The 18,513-nt window shown below is 65.6% G+C and carries 10 protein-coding genes; 7 read left to right on the top strand and 3 right to left on the bottom strand.

What is annotated here, in order from left to right:
• Positions 1–9 precede the first annotated feature (9 nt).
• The 3 genes from AB0I71_RS23525 to AB0I71_RS23515 form a co-directional block, all read right to left on the bottom strand.
• On the bottom strand, positions 10–1,884 hold the full coding sequence (locus AB0I71_RS23525; protein WP_357587995.1) for an Hsp70 family protein: 1,875 nt from the start codon (positions 1,882–1,884) through the stop codon (positions 10–12).
• Positions 1,885–2,107: 223 nt separating this feature from the next.
• Complete coding sequence (locus AB0I71_RS23520; protein WP_357587993.1) at positions 2,108–3,634, bottom strand: PIN-like domain-containing protein; 1,527 nt, start codon at positions 3,632–3,634, stop codon at positions 2,108–2,110.
• Positions 3,635–4,101: 467 nt separating this feature from the next.
• Positions 4,102–5,418, bottom strand: coding sequence for an ISL3 family transposase (locus AB0I71_RS23515; protein WP_357587991.1), 1,317 nt, complete (start codon positions 5,416–5,418; stop codon positions 4,102–4,104).
• A 495-nt stretch (positions 5,419–5,913) separates the two neighbouring features.
• Between AB0I71_RS23515 and AB0I71_RS23510 the strand changes: the two genes are divergently transcribed.
• From AB0I71_RS23510 to AB0I71_RS23480, 7 genes are all read left to right on the top strand, one after another.
• Entirely contained in the window at positions 5,914–8,049 is a 2,136-nt protein-coding gene (locus tag AB0I71_RS23510; RefSeq protein ID WP_357587989.1) for a DEAD/DEAH box helicase family protein, read from the top strand.
• A gap of 228 nt (positions 8,050–8,277) precedes the next feature.
• The gene (locus AB0I71_RS23505) at positions 8,278–10,431 is read left to right on the top strand and encodes an AAA family ATPase (RefSeq protein ID WP_357587987.1); all 2,154 of its coding nucleotides are present in this window, start codon (positions 8,278–8,280) and stop codon (positions 10,429–10,431) included.
• Positions 10,431–10,841, top strand: coding sequence for a hypothetical protein (locus AB0I71_RS23500; RefSeq protein ID WP_357587985.1), 411 nt, complete (start codon positions 10,431–10,433; stop codon positions 10,839–10,841). The genes AB0I71_RS23505 and AB0I71_RS23500 overlap by 1 nt, the downstream gene beginning before the upstream one ends.
• Before the next feature lie 501 nt (positions 10,842–11,342).
• Positions 11,343–12,551 carry a cysteine desulfurase family protein gene (locus AB0I71_RS23495; RefSeq protein WP_357587983.1) on the top strand — a complete coding sequence of 403 codons (1,209 nt, stop codon included), beginning with the start codon at positions 11,343–11,345 and terminating at the stop codon, positions 12,549–12,551.
• Positions 12,544–13,653 (top strand): DUF4007 family protein, encoded by a 1,110-nt coding sequence (locus tag AB0I71_RS23490; RefSeq protein ID WP_357587981.1) that lies wholly within the window; start codon positions 12,544–12,546, stop codon positions 13,651–13,653. Before AB0I71_RS23495 ends, AB0I71_RS23490 begins: the two co-directional genes overlap by 8 nt.
• Complete coding sequence (locus AB0I71_RS23485) at positions 13,650–17,225, top strand: hypothetical protein (protein ID WP_357587979.1); 3,576 nt, start codon at positions 13,650–13,652, stop codon at positions 17,223–17,225. The genes AB0I71_RS23490 and AB0I71_RS23485 overlap by 4 nt, the downstream gene beginning before the upstream one ends.
• Positions 17,222–18,061: a phosphoadenosine phosphosulfate reductase family protein gene (locus AB0I71_RS23480; protein ID WP_357587977.1), complete on the top strand. Its 840-nt coding sequence runs from the start codon at positions 17,222–17,224 to the stop codon at positions 18,059–18,061. The genes AB0I71_RS23485 and AB0I71_RS23480 overlap by 4 nt, the downstream gene beginning before the upstream one ends.
• Positions 18,062–18,513: the final 452 nt, after the last annotated feature.

Raw genomic sequence — 18,513 nt, 5'->3', positions numbered from 1 at the left:
GTTGGTGTGTCACGGGTGTGGTGGGCCGGGTAGGGGAAGGCTGCGGCGGGGTTGGGCGGGGGCGGTGTAGAGGATGCGGGTCCACAGGCGGCCGAGCCACCACACGGTGGCGGCGACGATGTAGAGACCGGCGACGGTGCCGGTGTTGTACCGGCCGACGAGGGTGGCGGTGAGGATCGCGAACGGGACACCCATCACCAGCCGCAGCCACAGTCCGGACACCAACGCGGTGATCACCCCGACCCCGATCAGCACCCCACCCACCCGTTGTCCGACCCCGAGCCACACCTCCATGCCGGGTGCGTAGGTCGCGGGCAGCGACCACTGGACCAGCATCATTCCCACCGTCGCGGTCACCACCGAGGTCACGGGGAAGGCGAGGAAGTCCGACCAGCCGCCGCGGGGGGTGCGCCACTGACGGAACGCGATCAGCGCCAGCACCATCGCGACCACCAGCATCGGCACCACCGGCAGCATGGTCCAGCGCAGGAACGCGCCCAACTCGGTGTCGATGTACTGGGAACCCACGACCGCATACATGCCCACGACGGCGACTCCGAGCCAGGCGGAGGTGAGGATGCCGGTGGCGACCTGCGCCCCCGCCGACATCGCCACCCCACTGTCGGTGCGGGCGGCCAGCGTGGAGCCCAGCACGGTGCCGGCGGCCAGGCAGGCGATCACGGCGAACACCGAGGCCATCGCCACCTCACCCCAGTTCATGAACGCCCAGTCCCGAATGAGCCCGGAATGCCACGTCGGCGTGAACAGCGCGTGTGACACCAGCGCCAGCGACGCGAACCCCGGCACCCCGATCGCCACCGCCCGCCACACCGTCGGCATCGGCTCCCCCACCGACGCCGTCTGCTCCGTAGTGAGGCCGCCGGCGTCGGCTGCGCCGCGGGCCGACGCCACCGCCGGATCCGGCACCAGCAGCGGCTGCAACCCGGTTTCCGCGGCTAGGACGTCGGCGACCAGCGGCATCTGCGCCGTGCCTCCCACGCACCACAGAGCGGCGATCGTTGCCGGGTCGACCTCGGCGGCGTCGACCGCGTCGCGCACCAGGCCCGCCGCCTGCACCAGGACCGGGCGGGCGGCCTGCTCTACCGCCGTGTGGTTGAGCACCACCGCCGGGCCCGAGGGCACCGGCACCGCCACCGCCGCATGCCCGGCCAGGGCGTGTTTCGCCGTGCGCAGGCTCGCCGTCAACGCCCACCCATCCCCCGCCGGCACCCCGTCGGGGAGCAGGGTGGCGGTCAACGCGGCGTCGATGGCGTCACCACCGGCGTCGGGGTCGGCGAGGGTCGACAGGACCTCGAACCCTGCCGGGCCGCGCCGCAGCACACTCACCTCGACACCGGCGCCCAGGTCACACACCACGACCACCGACCCCACCGGCAGCTGCACACCCGAGGCGAGAGCGTCCGAGGCCACCGCTACCGGCGCCTCCACCAGGCGTGGCTGCGCGAGGCCGGCGCGGTGGGCGGCCTGCCGCAGCCACGTCCGCCGGCGCGGCCCCCACCCCGCCGGCACGACCAGCCGCACGTCCTCCACCGGCCCGCCGGCCATCCGGTGGGCTTCGTCGACGACGCGGCGCAGGGTTGCCGCCACCAAATCGGCGGGCGCGACCTGCACGTCGGCGACACTCACCTGCTCGTCGACGGGGAGCCGGGGCCGGGGTATGAACCGCTGCGGATCGGCGGTGGCCGCCTGCCACGCCCGCTGCCCCGTCACCACCGACCCGTCGCCAGCGACAAGCACGGCGCTGGGCAGCGCCGGGTCGCCGTCGAACAGCAGCGGTGACCAGGATCCGTCCGGCCAGGCCAGGACCGCGGTCGTCGTGGCGCTTCCACAATCGATCGCCAGCCGCGCCTGCCCCGCTCGCATACCCGACAGTCAAACATGAGGATCACATTCACGTCACGCCTTAACTACAGCGCGCAGCGGTCGGTGAAATGGCCGGCCAGCGTACCCCGTCCGCCGACGTGCTGACGGTCCGCCCGCAGAGGGCAGGTCCCTTCGTAGTTCGGTCTCGACTGTCCTGGACGACAGAGGGGCTACTGACCCAGACCGAGCAGGTCATCGGGCAGATTCACAGGCGAGCCTGCCGCTACCGGCGTATCAGCATCGCCGTTTCCGCCGTGAGGTTCACCCGGCTGGGCTTGTAGCCACCAGCGGCGATAGCCCGGCCAAGGGAGTTGCGGATGGAGTACCAGTACGGCGGGTGATTACGGGCCGAGGGTGCCAGCGGGGACCCGATCACCTCTTCCAGCTCGGCGAAGGTGACCGGGATCGACTCCGACGTCTGCGCGGAGAGCCAGTCCGTTAGCGGCCGGTACTTACCGCTCGCCGGCACGCCTCGTCCGGCGTCCGCGTCGGGTTCGGCGTCAATGTCTCCTCGTAGGACGGCGACGATCTCAGGCGGGATGCGGAAGCCGGAGGCGCGCACGCCGTCGGGATACAGCGGCTTGAGTACGGGCGTTACCGGATCCGCCAGCAGTCCTTCGCTCTGGAGATCAGCGGTGATACGGGCGGCAGGGCGGGTGAAACCGCGCAGCATCCGCTCGTCGTCGTAGCCGCAGAGCCCGTACAAGATCTCCCTGCTGATCGTGCCGCCGAGCGCGGCGGCTTCCCGGATGACGTCGGCTTGGACCTGCCCCTCGGCGTCAAGCCGGCGCAGCAGTTCTGTGACTGCCTCGGCGGTCCAGGCACCGACCGGGGTCAGGTCATCGCGTTCCCGGCTGGCGTCCTCCAGCGAGGCTGGATTGACCGTCACGTCCAATGCCGTCGACCGCAGCAGCAGGTCGCGAGGCCGCAGCAGGAACAGCTGCCGACCTCCGCTGAGATCGAAGAACTCCTTCGTCATCTCCTGCCGCGGGCCGATCACCACCGACCGGTGCCGCCACCACCAGTCCTCCTTCTCGTCACCGGTGACGATCACGAGATCGAGCTGGCGACGGTTGGCCTCCTCGCAGGCCTGCCAGTAGACGAGGAAGTCACCCGCCGGACCTTCCGGATGGTCATCGTCCTTGTCGGCGTCGAGGTATCCGGGCGGCTGTTGCTCTTCGACCCTGCGCTTGCCGTCCGCGATCAGCCGGGTCCACTCTTCATCCGGAGGCCGGGCCAGCACCTTGCCGTCCAGCAGCGCCGTCAGCCGCTTCAGTACCCGATCCTCGGCCGCTGGCGTGTCCGCCTGCACCCGGTCCGGCTCGGCTTCGCCGACCGCGTTCAGGAGACGGTCGAACACCTCGGTGACGTCGTCCTGCAACGGGTCAAAGTCAGTGTCGGCCAGGGCGACCTGCTTAGCCCACCGAGTAAGGGCGTCCACGGTCGATCGCTGGTTCTTGAGCAGTGCGGCACGCACGTCCTGAGCAGCACCGTCGGGGTTGCCGATGGCGGCCAGGCGGTTGCGATGGAATTCCTGAATCGCCTGATGAGGCACCACGAGACGGTCCCCGAGCCGGTCGAAGACCGCGAGGAGGTCCTCGGTAGTTTGCACGTTGTAGCGATACAGATTGAGCAGCACATTGGCGTCGACCGCGACCAACGCGGACCTCAGGGCGCTGTCCACATCGGCGCCCGTAAGGATCCGGTAGCCCTCAAATCCGTCAAACAAGCCCGACACGGGTACCTCCACCGCCGTAACCGCCCGAAATCCCGCCCGGATGGCATCGTACGGAGGCAAGCCGACCTAGACCACAACCGGCACCACGGCTGTCGATACCTCGAAACCCGCGCCGCCCACCAGGAGCTCACGAACCTCCGCCTCCGGCCACCTGACCGGCGGCAGCCAAGACGCGGACGCTTCGGCGCATCGGTTCCGGCGGCACCCTGCTCGTCACCGCATCGGCGGACGCCGGCAGCGACTGCCGCCGGTTCAGGGCGGCCGCCGATGAGAATCGCTTCGTGCCCGGCGACGAGTGGGCGTACCAAGCACGCGACGACGCTCGTTCCGAGCGTGTCCAGTTCCTGGCCGTCGCCACGGCCACACCGTAATGGCAATTATTTGTACCCGGCCCCGCGCCTGGCTCGCGACCTGCAGGTGCGGTTGATGGTTCGTGCCTCGGTTGGCCCACCGGTGCGCGTCATAGCGGCTCTTCGAAGTTAAGCGGGGTTGAGGTGTCCGCAGTAGCGGCGGGTGGCGGCGGTGCGGGTACGTAGCCGCTGGTTCTCGGGATTCCGGAATCCGTAGGCGTCGCGAGCGATGGTCTTGATGACCCGGTTGGTGCCTTCCGATCCGGCGTTGGTGATTCCGGTGGTCAGGAACGCGTGGATCTGCGGCCACCAGGTCTCGATCGTGGTGGCGAGCCGGTGCAGTTCGGGCAGGTCGGAGGCGGCGCAGCGGGCGTAGAAGCGGTGCAGGAGCCGGTGGACGTGTTCCCGGTTCGGCTGGGTGCGGGCGGTCGCGAGCAGGTCGAGCAGGTCTTCTTTCGCGTTCCACGCGGCCAGGATCGGGGCGCCGAGCTTGGCGGGCAGGGCTTGGAGGGTGTCAACGAGGCGGTCGACGTGCTTGCCGGGCATGCGGGCGGCGGAGCGAGTCAGCCGGTTACGCATCTGCCATTCCGGGTCGCTGCCACGACCGCGGCGCCCGCGTAGGGTCAGCGTCACCCCGCGGCGGACCTCGGTGACGGCCCGGTTGGCCAGTTGCACGACATGGAAGTGGTCGACGACCAGCACCGCGTGCGGTAACGCCTGCCGGATCGCGGACTTGAACACGGTGCACATGTCGATCGCCACCGCCTGAACCTGATCACGCCAGGCCTGCGGGCGCCCGGTCAGCCAGCCCGTGACCGCCGCCGTGGTACGGCCTTCGACCTGGGCGAGCAGCCCTTGTCCGCCGGACAGATCACAGAATCCCACGTGCCACCGGTCTGCGGTTGTGGTCCAGGATCCGGCCTGTTCGTCCCATGTCCAGTGCGGCTTGCCACGGCGAACCTCGTCGATGCCCAGCACCGCGACCGGCCCAGGTTCGGCCGGCAGCACCGCGTTCGCGTGGGCGGTGAACGCCTCGGCGACGACCGGCCACGAGACGCCGTGATCCCGGGCCGCCTGCACGATCGTGCGCCCGCCGTCGGCGACCGCTGCACCTGCCGCCTGCCGCAACCGGGCGGTCAGCCGGGCACGAGCCGGGAGCTGAGCGACCTGCTCAGTGAACGACCTGCGCGGACAGGCCGGGGTCGGGCAGTACCAGAAGCGTTTCCGCCAGCGCAACCGCGCCGGCCGCCCGGCGACCGGCAGGTCCCGCGGCCGGGTCACCGTCCACTGCTTCACCCGCACCGCCCGCTGCCCGCACTGCGGACAGCACCGTGCCTGCTCACACCCGGTGGACAGGTCCACCACCGGGACACCCGCGGCGTCCAGTTCCACCCGCTCGGCGACCAGCCCGTCCAGCCCCAGCAACCGGGTCGTATCGTTGACCATGCTCGCAGCTCTTCACTTGTGACCATCCGACTTAGACACTCAGATGATCACCGATGAGCTGCGAGCCCTTCACATTCGGGTCAGCTTCAGCCGCAAACCCCGCTCAACTTCGAAGAGCCGTCATAGCGCTTCCTGCCCGGTGGGGGGCATGACCCCTCTCGCAAACGGCCTTCAACTAGGAGCCACCACCGACCGGCAAATAGACCTAAGGGTTGAACATCTGGCCCGCTCGTGCCCTGTTGATCATTCGACAGAGGATCGTACGGTCTTCGCACGTCCTGACGAAGCACCTGGGGCGTCTTCGTTCCGGTTATCGCGGCCGTCAGCCGCGACAGTTGAAGCTCGCGAGACTTCGATGAGGTTTGTCCGTAGACTTAGCAACGTCGAGACCAGCGGTCGAGGGTGCCCCTTGCTTGGAGGTCATAGGAGACGCCCTGGGGCCAATCAGCGAGGACAGGATGGAGGCGTCGGTTGAACTCGCCTCTTGTCACGGCGATGATCAAGGTCGACCCCCTCTACCAGATTCCGGACGATGACCTCGTCGGAGATGTCCTGATACCGGCGATGGCTGCAGCCGACGAGGCGCGCATCGGGGCAGGATTCTTCAGCTCGCGCTGCTTCGCCCAGATCGCGCCCGGGCTCGCCGACTTCCTGGCTCACCCTGGCCGTCAGCTCAGCCTTCTCATCAGCCCCGAAATCGACGATGCCGACCGCGAGGCTCTTGAGCGAGGCACCAAGCAGCCCGAGCAGGTGATACACGATATCGAGCAGCGGCTGCTCGCCGACGCCGTTGTGTCGGCGTCGGCCCTCGTGCAGCACACGCTCGACTGCCTCGCCTATCTGATCGCCGCCGGCAGGCTCACGGTGCGTTTCGCGTTGATGGCTCGTGGCCAATACCACAAGAAGAAGTGGCTGCTACGCGGCGGGACCGACTGGCTCGCCATACATGGTTCGGGCAATGCAACCGCTCGCGGCTTGCTGGTCAACGGTGAGCAAATGACGGTCGACCGGCCGTGGGCGGACGGTCCGGCAGCCGAGACCAGGGTGGCGAAGCTGCTCCGCGGCTGGAAGCGGGACTGGAATAACGAGAATCCGCATGTGCTGTCCATCGACGTCACCGACGGCCTGCGAATGCTCGGCCGACGTGGCGCCAAGCGTTCCGTGCCCACTATCGACGACTTCTGGCGAGCCTGGCAGGCCGACCACATGCGTGGGCTCGAGCCCGCCCTCCCGCCGGGCGTGGTGACACACCCTCCTCGCGTGCTGCTCATACCCGACGGCGTCGAGTGGGAAACAGGGCTTTACCGGCATCAAGGTGTCGCCGTACGGACCTTCATCGGCGCAGGTTCACGGGGAATCCTGGCCATCGCTACCGGTGGAGGCAAGACCCAAACGTCGTTGATCGCCGCAGTGAACGAACAGGACCGTCATACCGGGCCGATGTTGATAGTCATCCTCGTGCCGACCACGCCGCTGATGCGGCAATGGATCGAGGTGGTACGGCGCTTCGGTGTAGAACCTGCGGTACCGAGCGCACTGACCGTACCGAAGCGACGCGTCTGGCTGGAAGAGTTGAAAGCCAGCCTGACCACGACAGCCAACTATACGGCAGTGGTCCTGTGCACCCAGCAGCTGTTCGTCCGCGATGAAGGCCTTCGCGAGAGCATCGAAGCACTGCCGCAACAGGTCTTGACGATGCTCATCGGCGACGAAGTGCACAATCTAGGCGCCCCCACGTTTCTGCGCGCGGCGCCACAGCGCTTCGATGTCCGGCTTGGTCTATCGGCGACGCCGTCGCGGCAGTACGACGAAGCCGGGAGCGCCGAGCTGTTCAACTACTTCGGGCCGCCGATATACGAGTTCACGCTGGCTGACGCGATTGAGGTCGGATGCCTAACGCCGTACCGGTACTACTTGCACGAGGTAAGACTTACCGCCGACGAGTTCACGGCCTATGTCGACTTGAGCCGGCAGTTGCGGCGAAAGGGATTCAACCGGCAGGACGACGGTTCGGTGGACGGTCTAGAAGATCAGATCGAACACCTGCTGCGGAAGCGCCGCGCTGTCCTGGAGCAAGCCTCCGCCAAGATCGTTGCGCTAGAAGCGCTTCTCGTGGAGACCGGCGTCCGCGAGGTAGCTCGTACCCTGATCTACACTTCCGCCAAGCAACAGGTGCTGGGCGGCACCAAGCAGCTCGACGAAGCCAACGCCCTGCTTCGGCGGCTCGGGATCCGGTTCCACGAATTCACCAGTGCGGAGACCGGCCGCCGCGGATCTGAGCAGTATCTAGAGGCGTTCGGCCGCGGTGAATACCAGGCATTGACGGCTATGAAGGTGCTTGATGAGGGCATAGACCTGCCGGAGACCGACACCGCGTACCTGTTGGCATCGAGCACGGTGCGCCGAGAGTGGGTCCAGCGGCGAGGCCGCATTCTACGACGGGCTGACGGTAAGTCGCATGCCATATTGCACGACTTCATCGTGCTGCCACCCGCCGATGACACCAGCGACGGCCGCGCCATCCTTACCGGCGAGCTTGCCCGCGCTCGGGAGTTCGCCGGCGCAGCGGAGAACGAGTACGACCCCGACGGTCCCCGAACGATCATCAGCAGGCTCGAACGCAGCGTCTAAGGCAGAGGTCAGGATGGCAGTCACCCCCCGAATTCACGATGTTGCCGAGCAGGAAGTCCTGGGAATCCTCGAACGGTATCCCGGATTCCGGGCAGCCCTGGTAAAGGCTCTCGACGAGGTCGTTGTCAAGCAGTCGATAGCACACACCAACCAACGTCGTGACGAAGTCGCCAAAATTGTCCACGCTCTCGGTCGATCAGCCGTCACTGCGAGGGGGGGAGCAAGCTCATGATGATCAAGTCGGTGCACATTCTCCGCTTCAAGCTGTTGCGTGATGTGACGATCCACTTCTCGGTCGACCCCGAGCGGCCGTTGACCGTCATCCGTGGGGAGAACGGTTCCGGTAAGACCAGCTTGCTGTACGCGATGCTGTGGGGCCTGTACGGCATGGCAGGGCTGACGAAGGTAGCCAACATCGAGGCTCCTCGACTCACCTCAACCTTCTGCCGTGCGGGCTCGCCTGTGGCGGTGGAGGTTGAGATCGTCTTCAGCCACACCGACGACATGGGCACGACCAGTGAGTATCGGTTGCGCCGTCTGGTGCTGGAGACGCCTCAAGCAGACGGTCCTCCGCGACGCGGCCAAGATTCCCTCACGCTCGCCAAGCTGACCCCGGAGGGCGACAAGCCGGTGCCGGCTGCGGAGGCATGGGTCGAACGACTCGTCCCACTGCGGTTGTCGGAGTTGTTCTTTACCAATGGTGACGACATCCAGAAGTTCATCTCGGGGCGGGTGTACTCCCACGAACGGCAGGCGAAGGTACATCAGGCGATCCGGGAGCTTCTCGGTATCGATCAACTGACGACAGCCGTAGGTGACCTGAAATATGTCCATGGCGGGCTTAAGCGGCGAGTCTCGGCGGAGAGCGGCAAGGACGCCGAGGAACTCGAGGAACAGTGCGAGGCGCTGCGGCAACAGATAACCGAGCAGGAGCAGCTTCGCACGGCGACCGAAGGCCGCCAGAAGTCCATGGAGACCCAGCAGCACGAGTGGGAACGGGAGCTTGCGCAGCTGCGAGGTGTAGGCGACCTCGACGAGTTGAACGCTCAGATCAGTACGCTTAAGAGTCGCATACAGGCTTGTCGGGCCCGGGAGCACACAGCCTTGGCCGACATGAAAGCCGCGTTCAAGGGGCAACCCTTGTCGCGAGCGTTCACCGCAGCCGGCTTGGCGAGCGGGCAAACGAAGCTCGAAGAGCTCGCCGACCGACGCGTCATCCCGAACACTTCTCTGAAGGTGCTCCAAGACCGGCTGGCCGAGGAGGAGTGCATCTGCGGGTCGGACCTGCATCCGGGTACCCCGTTGCGGGAACACGTTGTTCAGCTGCTTGAAGAGCAGCGCGAGCACTCCGACATGGCCCAACGGTTGACTGAGCTGAGGTACAGTGCGGCCGCCTTCGATCTCGCTGCCGCTGACGTCGACGCCTTCGCGGCCAAGCGTCAAGCGACGCTGGCCGACTACACCGCAGCCCGCGATGATTTTAACCGCGCTGATGTCGAGCTGAAGCAGGCAGAATCGAAGCGCAGTCGCATCGATGACGCGCGGGTGCGAACACTGACCGATGAGCTTGCCGCTGTCGGTAAGAAGATCGCCGCCCGTGTCCTCGAACTAGGCCGTATCGCCGAGCGCATCGCCCAGTACGAGCGGCAGCTCGAGGAGCGCGAGCAGGAGCTGTCCAAAGTCACGCAGAAGAACCGGGCGAACCAAGACCTCATCATCAAGCGCGACGTAGCCGAGGAACTACGCGAACTTGCCGAACGGGTGCAGCGACGCCTGGAAGGCGAGTACGTGAAAAAGGTCTCGACGCGCCTACAGGAGATCTTTTTGTCAATTGTTGGAGCGGAGCCGGACGCCCATCTCGGAGTCTTCAAGGGCGTATCCATCACCGACAAGTTCGACATCGTGGTCGAAAGCCAGAACGGCACGAATCTTGACACCGACTACGAACTCAACGGCGCTTCACAACGCGCTCTCACGTTAGCGTTCATCTGGTCGCTGATGGAGGTGGCAGCCATCACGGCGCCACGTCTGATCGACACGCCCTTGGGCATGGTGTCCGGAGGAGTGAAGCAGCGGATGGTGAACACCATCACCCACCCGCCGACCGGTGACGAACCGCCATATCAGGTCATTCTCCTGCTTACCCGTTCCGAAATCATGGAGGTCGGTGACCTGCTGCAACAACACGCTGGGGCTTTCACCACGATCTCATGCAGCAAGGACTACCCCACTGACCTCGTGTACGACTGGCTAGGCGAAGACAGCGAACAGGCCGAGGTGCGAGCATGCTCCTGCACCCACGAACAGTCATGCCGCATCTGCGCCCGCCAAATCGATAACGCACACGGACTCGCGTTCCGGGATGTCGAGGTCACTGTCTGATGGTAGAGATCAACAATCGGTACGCAGCCATCGACCTGTTCATGCCAGAGGACGAGCACCGGGTCATCCGCGAGCATGTCGGGACAGGGCAGCCATTCCAACGGCAAGTCGACGCATGGTGGATCGCGTTCTGCCTAGGCGTGCGGCACAATCAGACACGGCCCTTGCCTGACAGGCGCACCAAGTTCATGGACGGAACGATCCTCAGTAGCGACCCCTGGCGGATCGTCCATCTGGAATTGATTGCGCTCGGCCTCCGCGGTGAGGAGATCTTGACGCGACCTCGCGATGTCATTCAACTGGCCACCGAGCACGCAAACTATGGACTAGAGCTTCTCGTCGGCACATTGACCGGGCAGAACGAACCTACGCTGACCCTCATGAACTACTTGGACCCCGCCACGCTCTAGTTACGTGGTCCGCAGCCATCAAGGAGCCGCTACGTCACTCGGCCTTCACCGTAGCCCTTTCGGGCGCCGGCATGGCGAGTGCCGAGCGTAACCGAGCCCCGCGTCGTCCGCCGGGGTCCGATGCTACCGAGCACCCGGCTAGCAAAGCAGTGGTTGCGAGCCATCGTTTTGCTCGTCGCCGCCGGAGATGTCCGGTCAACGGCTAGGGCGTTGAGTCGGCATACGAGCGCGGTGGGCGAGAGCTACGGCGGAGAGGGTACACAGCGTCACGCAGCTGCAGTAGTACAGCAGACGCCTACGACGTCAACATGAGGGGTCGCCCTACCGCGTCGACGTGATGGTTGGGGTTCCTAGTCGACGGCGTAGCGACGTGGCCGGCGTAGAGCGGATGGGAGCCCTCTTACGGTAATCTTGCCATCCATGATCACGGCTGGTGGGACGTGTCGAGGTTCTGTGGACTGCCACCAGCCGATAGGGTGGGTGCAGAACGAAGGGAGGAGGATGGGCCACGCAGGCACTGATCCCATCGTTTACCTTGACTACAACGCTACCGCCCCAATCCGTCCCGAAGCGCTACACGCGACCGCGGAGGCACTCAAATCGGTGGGCAACGCATCGAGCGCCCACGCCCCCGGCCGGGAAGCTGCCGCCGCTGTTGAACAGGCGCGCGCCCGGGTAGCGGCACTGTTGGGCTGCACCGGAAGCGAGTTGATCTTCACCTCTGGTGCGACGGAGGCCAACAATCTAGCCATCCGGTCCGCCACGACACCTGGCCGCAGCCTAGTGATTAGCGCCGTAGAGCACCCTGCGGTGAGTGAGGCCGCAGCGACTCTCGCCGGCACGGTTCACACGATCGGCGTCTGCCACGACGGCACGCTGCGTCTCGACGACCTAGAGGAAGCGCTGGCGGCGAGACCCGCGCTGGTCTCGATCATGGCGGCAAACAATGAGACCGGGGTCCTGAACGACCTGGAACTCGTCGTGAAGCTGTCACACGAAGCCGGTGCGTTGGTGCACTCCGACGCGACACAGCTCGTGGGTCGGCTCCCCATCGATCTTCACAGATTGGATCTTGACTCTCTGTCTCTATCAGGCCACAAGTTCGGGGCTCCTCAAGGCGTGGGGGCGCTGTTCGTACGGCGGGGTACACGGTTGGCGATCCGGCCGCTGGCGTACGGCGGCGGTCATGAGCGTGGACGGAGGCCGGGAACCCTGAATGTGCCGGGCATCGTCGGCCTGGGCGCCGCTGCGGAGGCTGCCGCCCGTTGCCTCGATCAAGAGGCATCGCGTATCCGGTTGCTGCGAGACCGCTTCGAGACCGCTGTCATGACGGCCCTACCCGGCACCCGCCGCAACGGTCATCCTGACCGACGGCTACCTGGCGTATCGAGTCTGACCTTCGACGGCCTGCCGGCCGACGCAATGCTCGCTGCCATGCCCGCCATCGCGGCGTCCGAGGGCAGTGCCTGCTCGGCCGGTGCCATGGAGCCGAGCCGAGTCCTGCTCGCCATGGGCCTGAGCCGGGATGAAGCCGAGTGCACCATCCGTTTTTCTCTGGGCTACGCCACTACCGCCGATGATATTGATATCGCTATTCGCCACGTGATCGACGCTGAGCGCCGGGTTCACGCTGCCCTGTACCCAAACACCACCACGACTGCCTCTGGAACCGCCCAGGGGCAGGAAGGACCGCGGAGACACGATGCTTGAAACCAAGCTAAAGGACATCGCCGAGCCGTCGTTCTCCCGCCATGAGACCTTCCACCCCCGGTTCGGCTGGTTGCACAAGGCGTACAGCGCCTTGACTGACCCCAACATCGGCAGCGACGTGTTTCTGCGCGACAACGCGACGGTGACGCTCGGCGTGGGTAAAAACATGGTCAATGCGATCCGGTTTTGGTCATACGCCTTCAAACTCACCGTCGAGTATCCAAAGGACCCGACGTCGCGTGCGAACGTCGCCTCACCGACCTGGGAGGCGCAGTGGCTGCTCGACGAGAACGGCGCCGACCCCTACCTTGAGGACACTGCGAGTCTGTGGCTGCTGCACTGGTGGCTCCTGGCGAAACCCTGCCACACTCCCACCTGGTGGGTGGCCTTCCACGCCCAGTCGACGTCCCGATTCACCACAAGTGAGCTTACCGAGACCACGCTGCGGCACGTACGGTTGGCTGGCTGGGAGCCTCCGGTAGAGGCATCGGTGGCTAAGGATGCGGATTGCCTCACCAAGATGTACGCGCGCCGGCGTGAACCCACCGCGGGTTCTGGCGGAAGTTTCGAGGACCTGCTCGATTCCCCCTTCCGGGAACTCGGGCTGCTGGAGCCCACCGGGTTTGGACGCAGCAACGCAGCGAGCCGCTGGCACTTCACCAGCAACGCTCGCACCTCTCTGCCGCCGGCCTTGGTCGCCTACGCATGTCTGGACTACGCAGCGCGCAGCGAGCCTCTGCAGAGTGGTTCCATCGCTCTGGCCCGTCTCACCAATGAACCGGGTGGCCCAGGTAGGGCCTTCCGGCTTAGGGAGCCGGAGATCGCGCATGCCTTGGAGGAGATCGCCGGCGAATACCCGCAGATGGCCCTGGTGGAGGGCATCGGACAGCGCAGCCTGCGGTTCGAGGGCAATCCCAAGGAACTGGCCTGGGACGTGCTGGAAAGCTACTACGGCAATGTTCGCGATCGCGCAAGCCTCCCGTACCGGGAAGCTTGGTACACCGCGCAACCACCCGGGATGCTGCGCGAGATGCGGCGACGTGGCCGCACCGACCTGCTCGACCAGCCGACTCTCGATCGACTCGCAGGAGCCCTGGTATGACCGCCAATGGTGCACCGTCGGGCATCAGTCCGCAGACGCCGGCCGGGATCAACATCGTCAGCAGCCGACTGCGGTCGACGAACATCGAACGCGACGTCCGCGGCGAGCACCTCGGGCCGGTGCACATCGGCATCCGGGCACAGGACATGCTGGAACGGGTCACCGCCGCCCTGGAGGACCAAGCAAATACCCGCGCCTGGTCCCTGACAGGGCCCTACGGCTCAGGCAAGTCGACACTGGCGTTGGTCGTCGTGTCGGTGCTCGGTCGTGCTGGGAACCGCCGGACGGAGGCCGAAGAGGTCCTCGCCGAGGCGAGCCCGATCCTGGCCCGCCGGTTGACCACAGCTCGTGACAACACCGCGCCCGACGGATTCATCACCTGCGTCGCCACGGCACGACGAGAACCTCTGCTCGACAGCATCACGCGAGCGCTGCTCGACGGTGCCGCCCGAGCCTGGCACGGGGGCAACATGCCCGCACCCGTGCAGGAAGCACTCGCGCCCCTCAAGGCTCCGGGTTTCAGCAATCGGGAGCTCGTGTCCGCCGTCAAGATCCTCTGCGAGCAGGCGCCGGTCATGCTGGTCATAGACGAGTTCGGCAAGTCGCTAGAGCACCTCGCCTCCCATGGTGAGTTCAGCGATGCCGGCAGCGACGTGTTCCTGTTGCAGGAACTCGCTGAGCTCGGTGCAGGCTCCCGCGGCGTGCCGCTCTACCTCCTTACGCTGCAGCACCTGTCGTTCGCCGACTACGCCTCCCGCGCGAGCACGCTGCAGAGCCGGGAATGGGCGAAGGTTCAGGGCCGGTTCGAGGACATCCTCATGACGATCCACCTCGGCGACACCGTCGAGCTGATCCGCCGAACCCTCGACCACGACGGCGTGTCGCCCAAGGGGCGCAAGCTCATAGCCCAGCATGCCGCCGCGTCCGCTCAGGCCTGGACCGAACGCGGTCTCCAAGGCATCCTCGCCGCAGGCCACGACACGTTCACCCACGTGTACCCCCTACACCCGCTGACAACAGTGGTCGCGCCGCTGCTCGCCGCGCAGATCGGGCAGCACGATCGGAGCATGACCGGGTTCATCGCGAACGACGAACCCCACACGGTGCGACGCTTCCTGCTCAGCTACGCCTCAAGTCGCCCCTCCTCCGCGTCCACCGTCCGCATCGCCGACGCCTTCGACTACTTCTTCACCGCCGGCCGCACCACCATCTTGGCCTCGGCCAACGCGAGCCGGTGGATGGAAATCGACAACCGCATCACCGAGGCCAACGGCCTCCCTGAGCAAGACCAGGTCATCCTCAAGACCATCGGCATGCTCAACCTCGTCGACGCCTCTGGCGCCCTGCGCGCCAGCATGGACACCATCTTGTTCGCCATGAGTGACCCCATCACGCTTAATGACGCCACGGCCCGACAACTGCTCGCCGACCAAGTCACCAGCCTCGTCGACCGCGGCTTTGTGGTGTACCGACAGTTCAGCGATGAGTACCGGGTCTGGCGGGGCAGCGACGTCGACCTGACCAGCCACATCGAGCAGCTCATAAACGCCTGCGACGACCACGCCGCGGTCAAGGTCATCTCGACCTACCTGCCGACCGCCGTCGTGGCCGGTAAGCACAGCCAACGCACCGGCATGCTGCGCCACTTCGTCACCAAGGCCACCGACGCAGGCTCGCCCGAGCTCATCGGGCCGTCCGCCGCTGACGCCGAAGACGGACTCCTGCTGTTCCACTTCGGGGACGAATACACCATCCCCACGGTTCGAACCGACCGCCCTGTCATCGCCGGCGTAACCGCCCACGCCGAGAAAGTACTCAGTACCGCCCGCTACCTCCACGCTCTGCACGAGCTACCGGCCAACGTCGAACTCGACGCCGTGGCCAGCACCGAGGTCAGCGAACGTATCGCGCAAGCCAGCGCCGAACTGGCCACCCGCGTCGCAGAAGCCTTCCTGCCAAGCCAGCTGGCCCCCACCTGGTACCTGCTGCCTGCCAAGGCGGGAGCTGCCGTCTTCACGTCTAACGCCGAGACCATCGAAGGTAGAAGTCTCGCAGAGCTAGTCTCCAAGGCGTGCGAGAGCGTATTCCCCTACGCTCCGCACATTCGCAACGAGATGCTGGGCCGGCATAAGCTGACCAGCCAAGCAGCCAAGGCACGGCGTGAGCTGATCATCGCCATGATCACCTCGCCCACCCAGCAGTATCTCGGTATTGAGGGCTACGGGCCGGAACGCGCCATGTACAGCGGCGTCCTGGAGTACCTCCAGCTGCACCGCCCCACCAATCAGCGCAGCGACGAGGATACCGAGCTGCTCCCCTTCGGCTTTCACGAGCCGGAGCCCGGGAACTCGCTGTACCCGGCTTGGACCGCCATGCAGCAGCGTATGCGGGCCGCCACCGAACAGCCGCTGGGGCTCGATGCCGTCTACGAACTCCTCGAAGCGCCTCCGTTCGGAATACGGCCGGGCGTAACCCCGGTCATCGTGCTGACCGCGCTCATCATCGGCAGCCAGGAACTCGCCCTCTTCGAGGAGGGCACCTACCAGACCCGACTCACCGAGGCTCTCGCCGAACGCATGATCAAGAGCCCGGAGCGGTTCGCAGTCAAAGCCATGGGCGTTGAATCCGGTCCGCGCAAGATCGCAGTGACGGAGATCGCCCAGCAAATCGGTACGCGGATGCCAGCAGCACCGCCGATGAACGTCCGCAACGTGGCACCCTTGGCGCTCACGCGGGAGCTGCTCGACCGGGCACGGGGCCTGTCCGCGTACGCCGATCACACCCAGCAAATCCCCAAGCAGGCACGGGCTGTACGTCAAGCGCTCAAGACCGCGCGCGAGCCCGACGCTCTCCTGTTCACCGACCTGCCGTCCGCCCTCGATCTCAAGCCCATCCCGGCGAACGGTGAGGTCGACGAGCAAGCAGCGCGCCGCTACGCCGAGTCGCTGAGCAAGGCGCTTACTGAGATCAGCCGAGCGGACGAACGTCTGCGCACACAAGTTGTCAAGGCCATCGCCGAGGCATTCCACATGCCCACGAACCTCGGCAAGCTACGTCAGCGCCTTGCGGCCTACACCCGACACCTCGCCGACGTGAACCTGGTCGAGGCAAAAATCCGTGGTGTCATCACGCTCGCTCAAGAGACCACGCTCAGCGACGACGAATGGCTCGATCCGTTCGTGGTGCGGATCGTTGGCCGCGGACTCTCCGACTGGCGTGACGGTGACATCAGTACCTTCACCAACGAGGTCCGCGCTGCCGCTCGCGCTATCGAACGGTTGGCCAACCTGCACCAGCCCACGATTACGGAACCGACCGACGCTTCGTTCCTTTCCCGGGCGATCACCGTTACCCAGGCCGACGGACACGAGCTCCACACCGTCGTCCACCTCTCCGAGGACGAACGCGCCAACGCGCAGGCCCTGCTGCCGGAGGTGATCGCCCTCGCTCGGAAGAAGATCAGCGAGGACGGTGAGCGGGCACTGCTCGCCCTGCTGGCCGAAAGTGTCATAGTCGAGAAGGACGCTGGCAGCGACGACGCACCATCCACGCGAAGGAAGCCGACCCGATGACTGCACCCCGACAACGTACGTCCGACGAGACCCGCCACGTCCTCGGCATCTCAGGCGGTAAAGACTCCTCCGCCCTCGCGATCTACATGCGCACCAAGGTGCCGCAGATGGAGTACTTCTTCTGCGACACCGGCGCCGAACTCCCCGAGACCTACGACTACCTCAACCGGCTCGAAGCGGCCCTCGGCAAGCAGATCGTCCGACTGAACGCCACCCGCGACTTCGACCACTGGATGCAGGTCTACCAGGGCACCCTTCCGAGCGCATCCATGCGGTGGTGCACCAAGAACCTCAAGATCAAGCCGCTAGAGGAATGGCTGGGCGACAGCCCCGCCATCTCGTACGTCGCTATCCGCGCCGATGAGAACCGTCTCGGCTATGTCAGCACCAAGCCCAACATCAAGGCTGTATTCCCGTTCCGGGAAGACGGCATCGACCGGGACGGAGTCAACCGCATCCTGGAAGAGTCCGGGATCGGGCTACCGGCCTACTATGAGTGGCGCACCCGTTCCGGCTGCTACTTTTGCTTCTTCCAGCGCAAGCACGAGTGGGTTGGCCTCGCCGACCGACACCCCGACCTGTTCGAGCGCGCTGTGGAATACGAGGACAAGGTCAATTACCAGGCCACAGCGATGCGCGGCCGCCAGTACACGTGGTCTCAAGGTGAGTCGCTGCGCGACCTTCTCGAACGGCGCGACGTGATCGAAGAGCGGCATGCTGCCGCGCTCGCTCGCGCGGCGGCCAAACCCCGTCCTAACCTCCCTCTCATCGAGGTGCTCACCGATGCCCTAGACGAGGAAAGCGACGAGGCGGGCTGCGCCGTCTGCCACCTCTAAGTGTCCGCGTCGAGCGATACCGGCAGGAACAACACATCGGGGTCCCGCGCTAACCTGTTGTACGGCTGGCGCCACCATGCTCTGGCTGCTTCTGTGTCCGCAAAATTCCCAACCGCAGCTGCACGGCGACTTGCCGTATGAACGATTAGCCCAATCACTATCCCACCCACAGGTTCCGGTTCCGATAGACCGAACAACGCGGAAATTAGCTTCGGTGGCAATCGGACCAGCTGATCTGGGTTGCGAAAGGTGCCGGTCGACCGCTGAACGTCTGAGGGCGGCATTGCGGCTGCCACAAATTCACCCTCTCGGCCATCGGAGTGCGTAACTAGAAAGGAAACGTGGTTTGCATCAGTCATACGCGCCTTCAAAATCACCGCAGCTCCAGTGGGTAGCCCTTTCGCTGGACAGTGACCGCTAATTATTCGATCTAGTCAAGTCGGCCATGTGAC

The organism is Micromonospora sp. NPDC049891 (assembly GCF_040660295.1).
Taxonomy (GTDB): Bacteria; Actinomycetota; Actinomycetes; order Mycobacteriales; family Micromonosporaceae; genus Micromonospora.
The sequence above is the reverse complement of the archived record's forward strand: the minus strand, read 5'-3'. Positions and strand labels throughout refer to the sequence as shown.

Bases quoted from the DNA above. Each gene is read 5' to 3' on its own strand.
- AB0I71_RS23525 (WP_357587995.1), bottom strand. From the start codon at position 1,884: ATGCGAGCGGGGCAGGCGCGGCTGGCGATCGATTGTGGAAGCGCCACG.
- AB0I71_RS23515 (WP_357587991.1), bottom strand. From the start codon at position 5,418: ATGGTCAACGATACGACCCGGTTGCTGGGGCTGGACGGGCTGGTCGCC.
- AB0I71_RS23510 (WP_357587989.1), top strand. From the start codon at position 5,914: ATGATCAAGGTCGACCCCCTCTACCAGATTCCGGACGATGACCTCGTC.
- AB0I71_RS23505 (WP_357587987.1), top strand. From the start codon at position 8,278: ATGATGATCAAGTCGGTGCACATTCTCCGCTTCAAGCTGTTGCGTGAT.
- AB0I71_RS23500 (WP_357587985.1), top strand. From the start codon at position 10,431: ATGGTAGAGATCAACAATCGGTACGCAGCCATCGACCTGTTCATGCCA.
- AB0I71_RS23495 (WP_357587983.1), top strand. From the start codon at position 11,343: ATGGGCCACGCAGGCACTGATCCCATCGTTTACCTTGACTACAACGCT.
- AB0I71_RS23490 (WP_357587981.1), top strand. From the start codon at position 12,544: ATGCTTGAAACCAAGCTAAAGGACATCGCCGAGCCGTCGTTCTCCCGC.
- AB0I71_RS23485 (WP_357587979.1), top strand. From the start codon at position 13,650: ATGACCGCCAATGGTGCACCGTCGGGCATCAGTCCGCAGACGCCGGCC.
- AB0I71_RS23480 (WP_357587977.1), top strand. From the start codon at position 17,222: ATGACTGCACCCCGACAACGTACGTCCGACGAGACCCGCCACGTCCTC.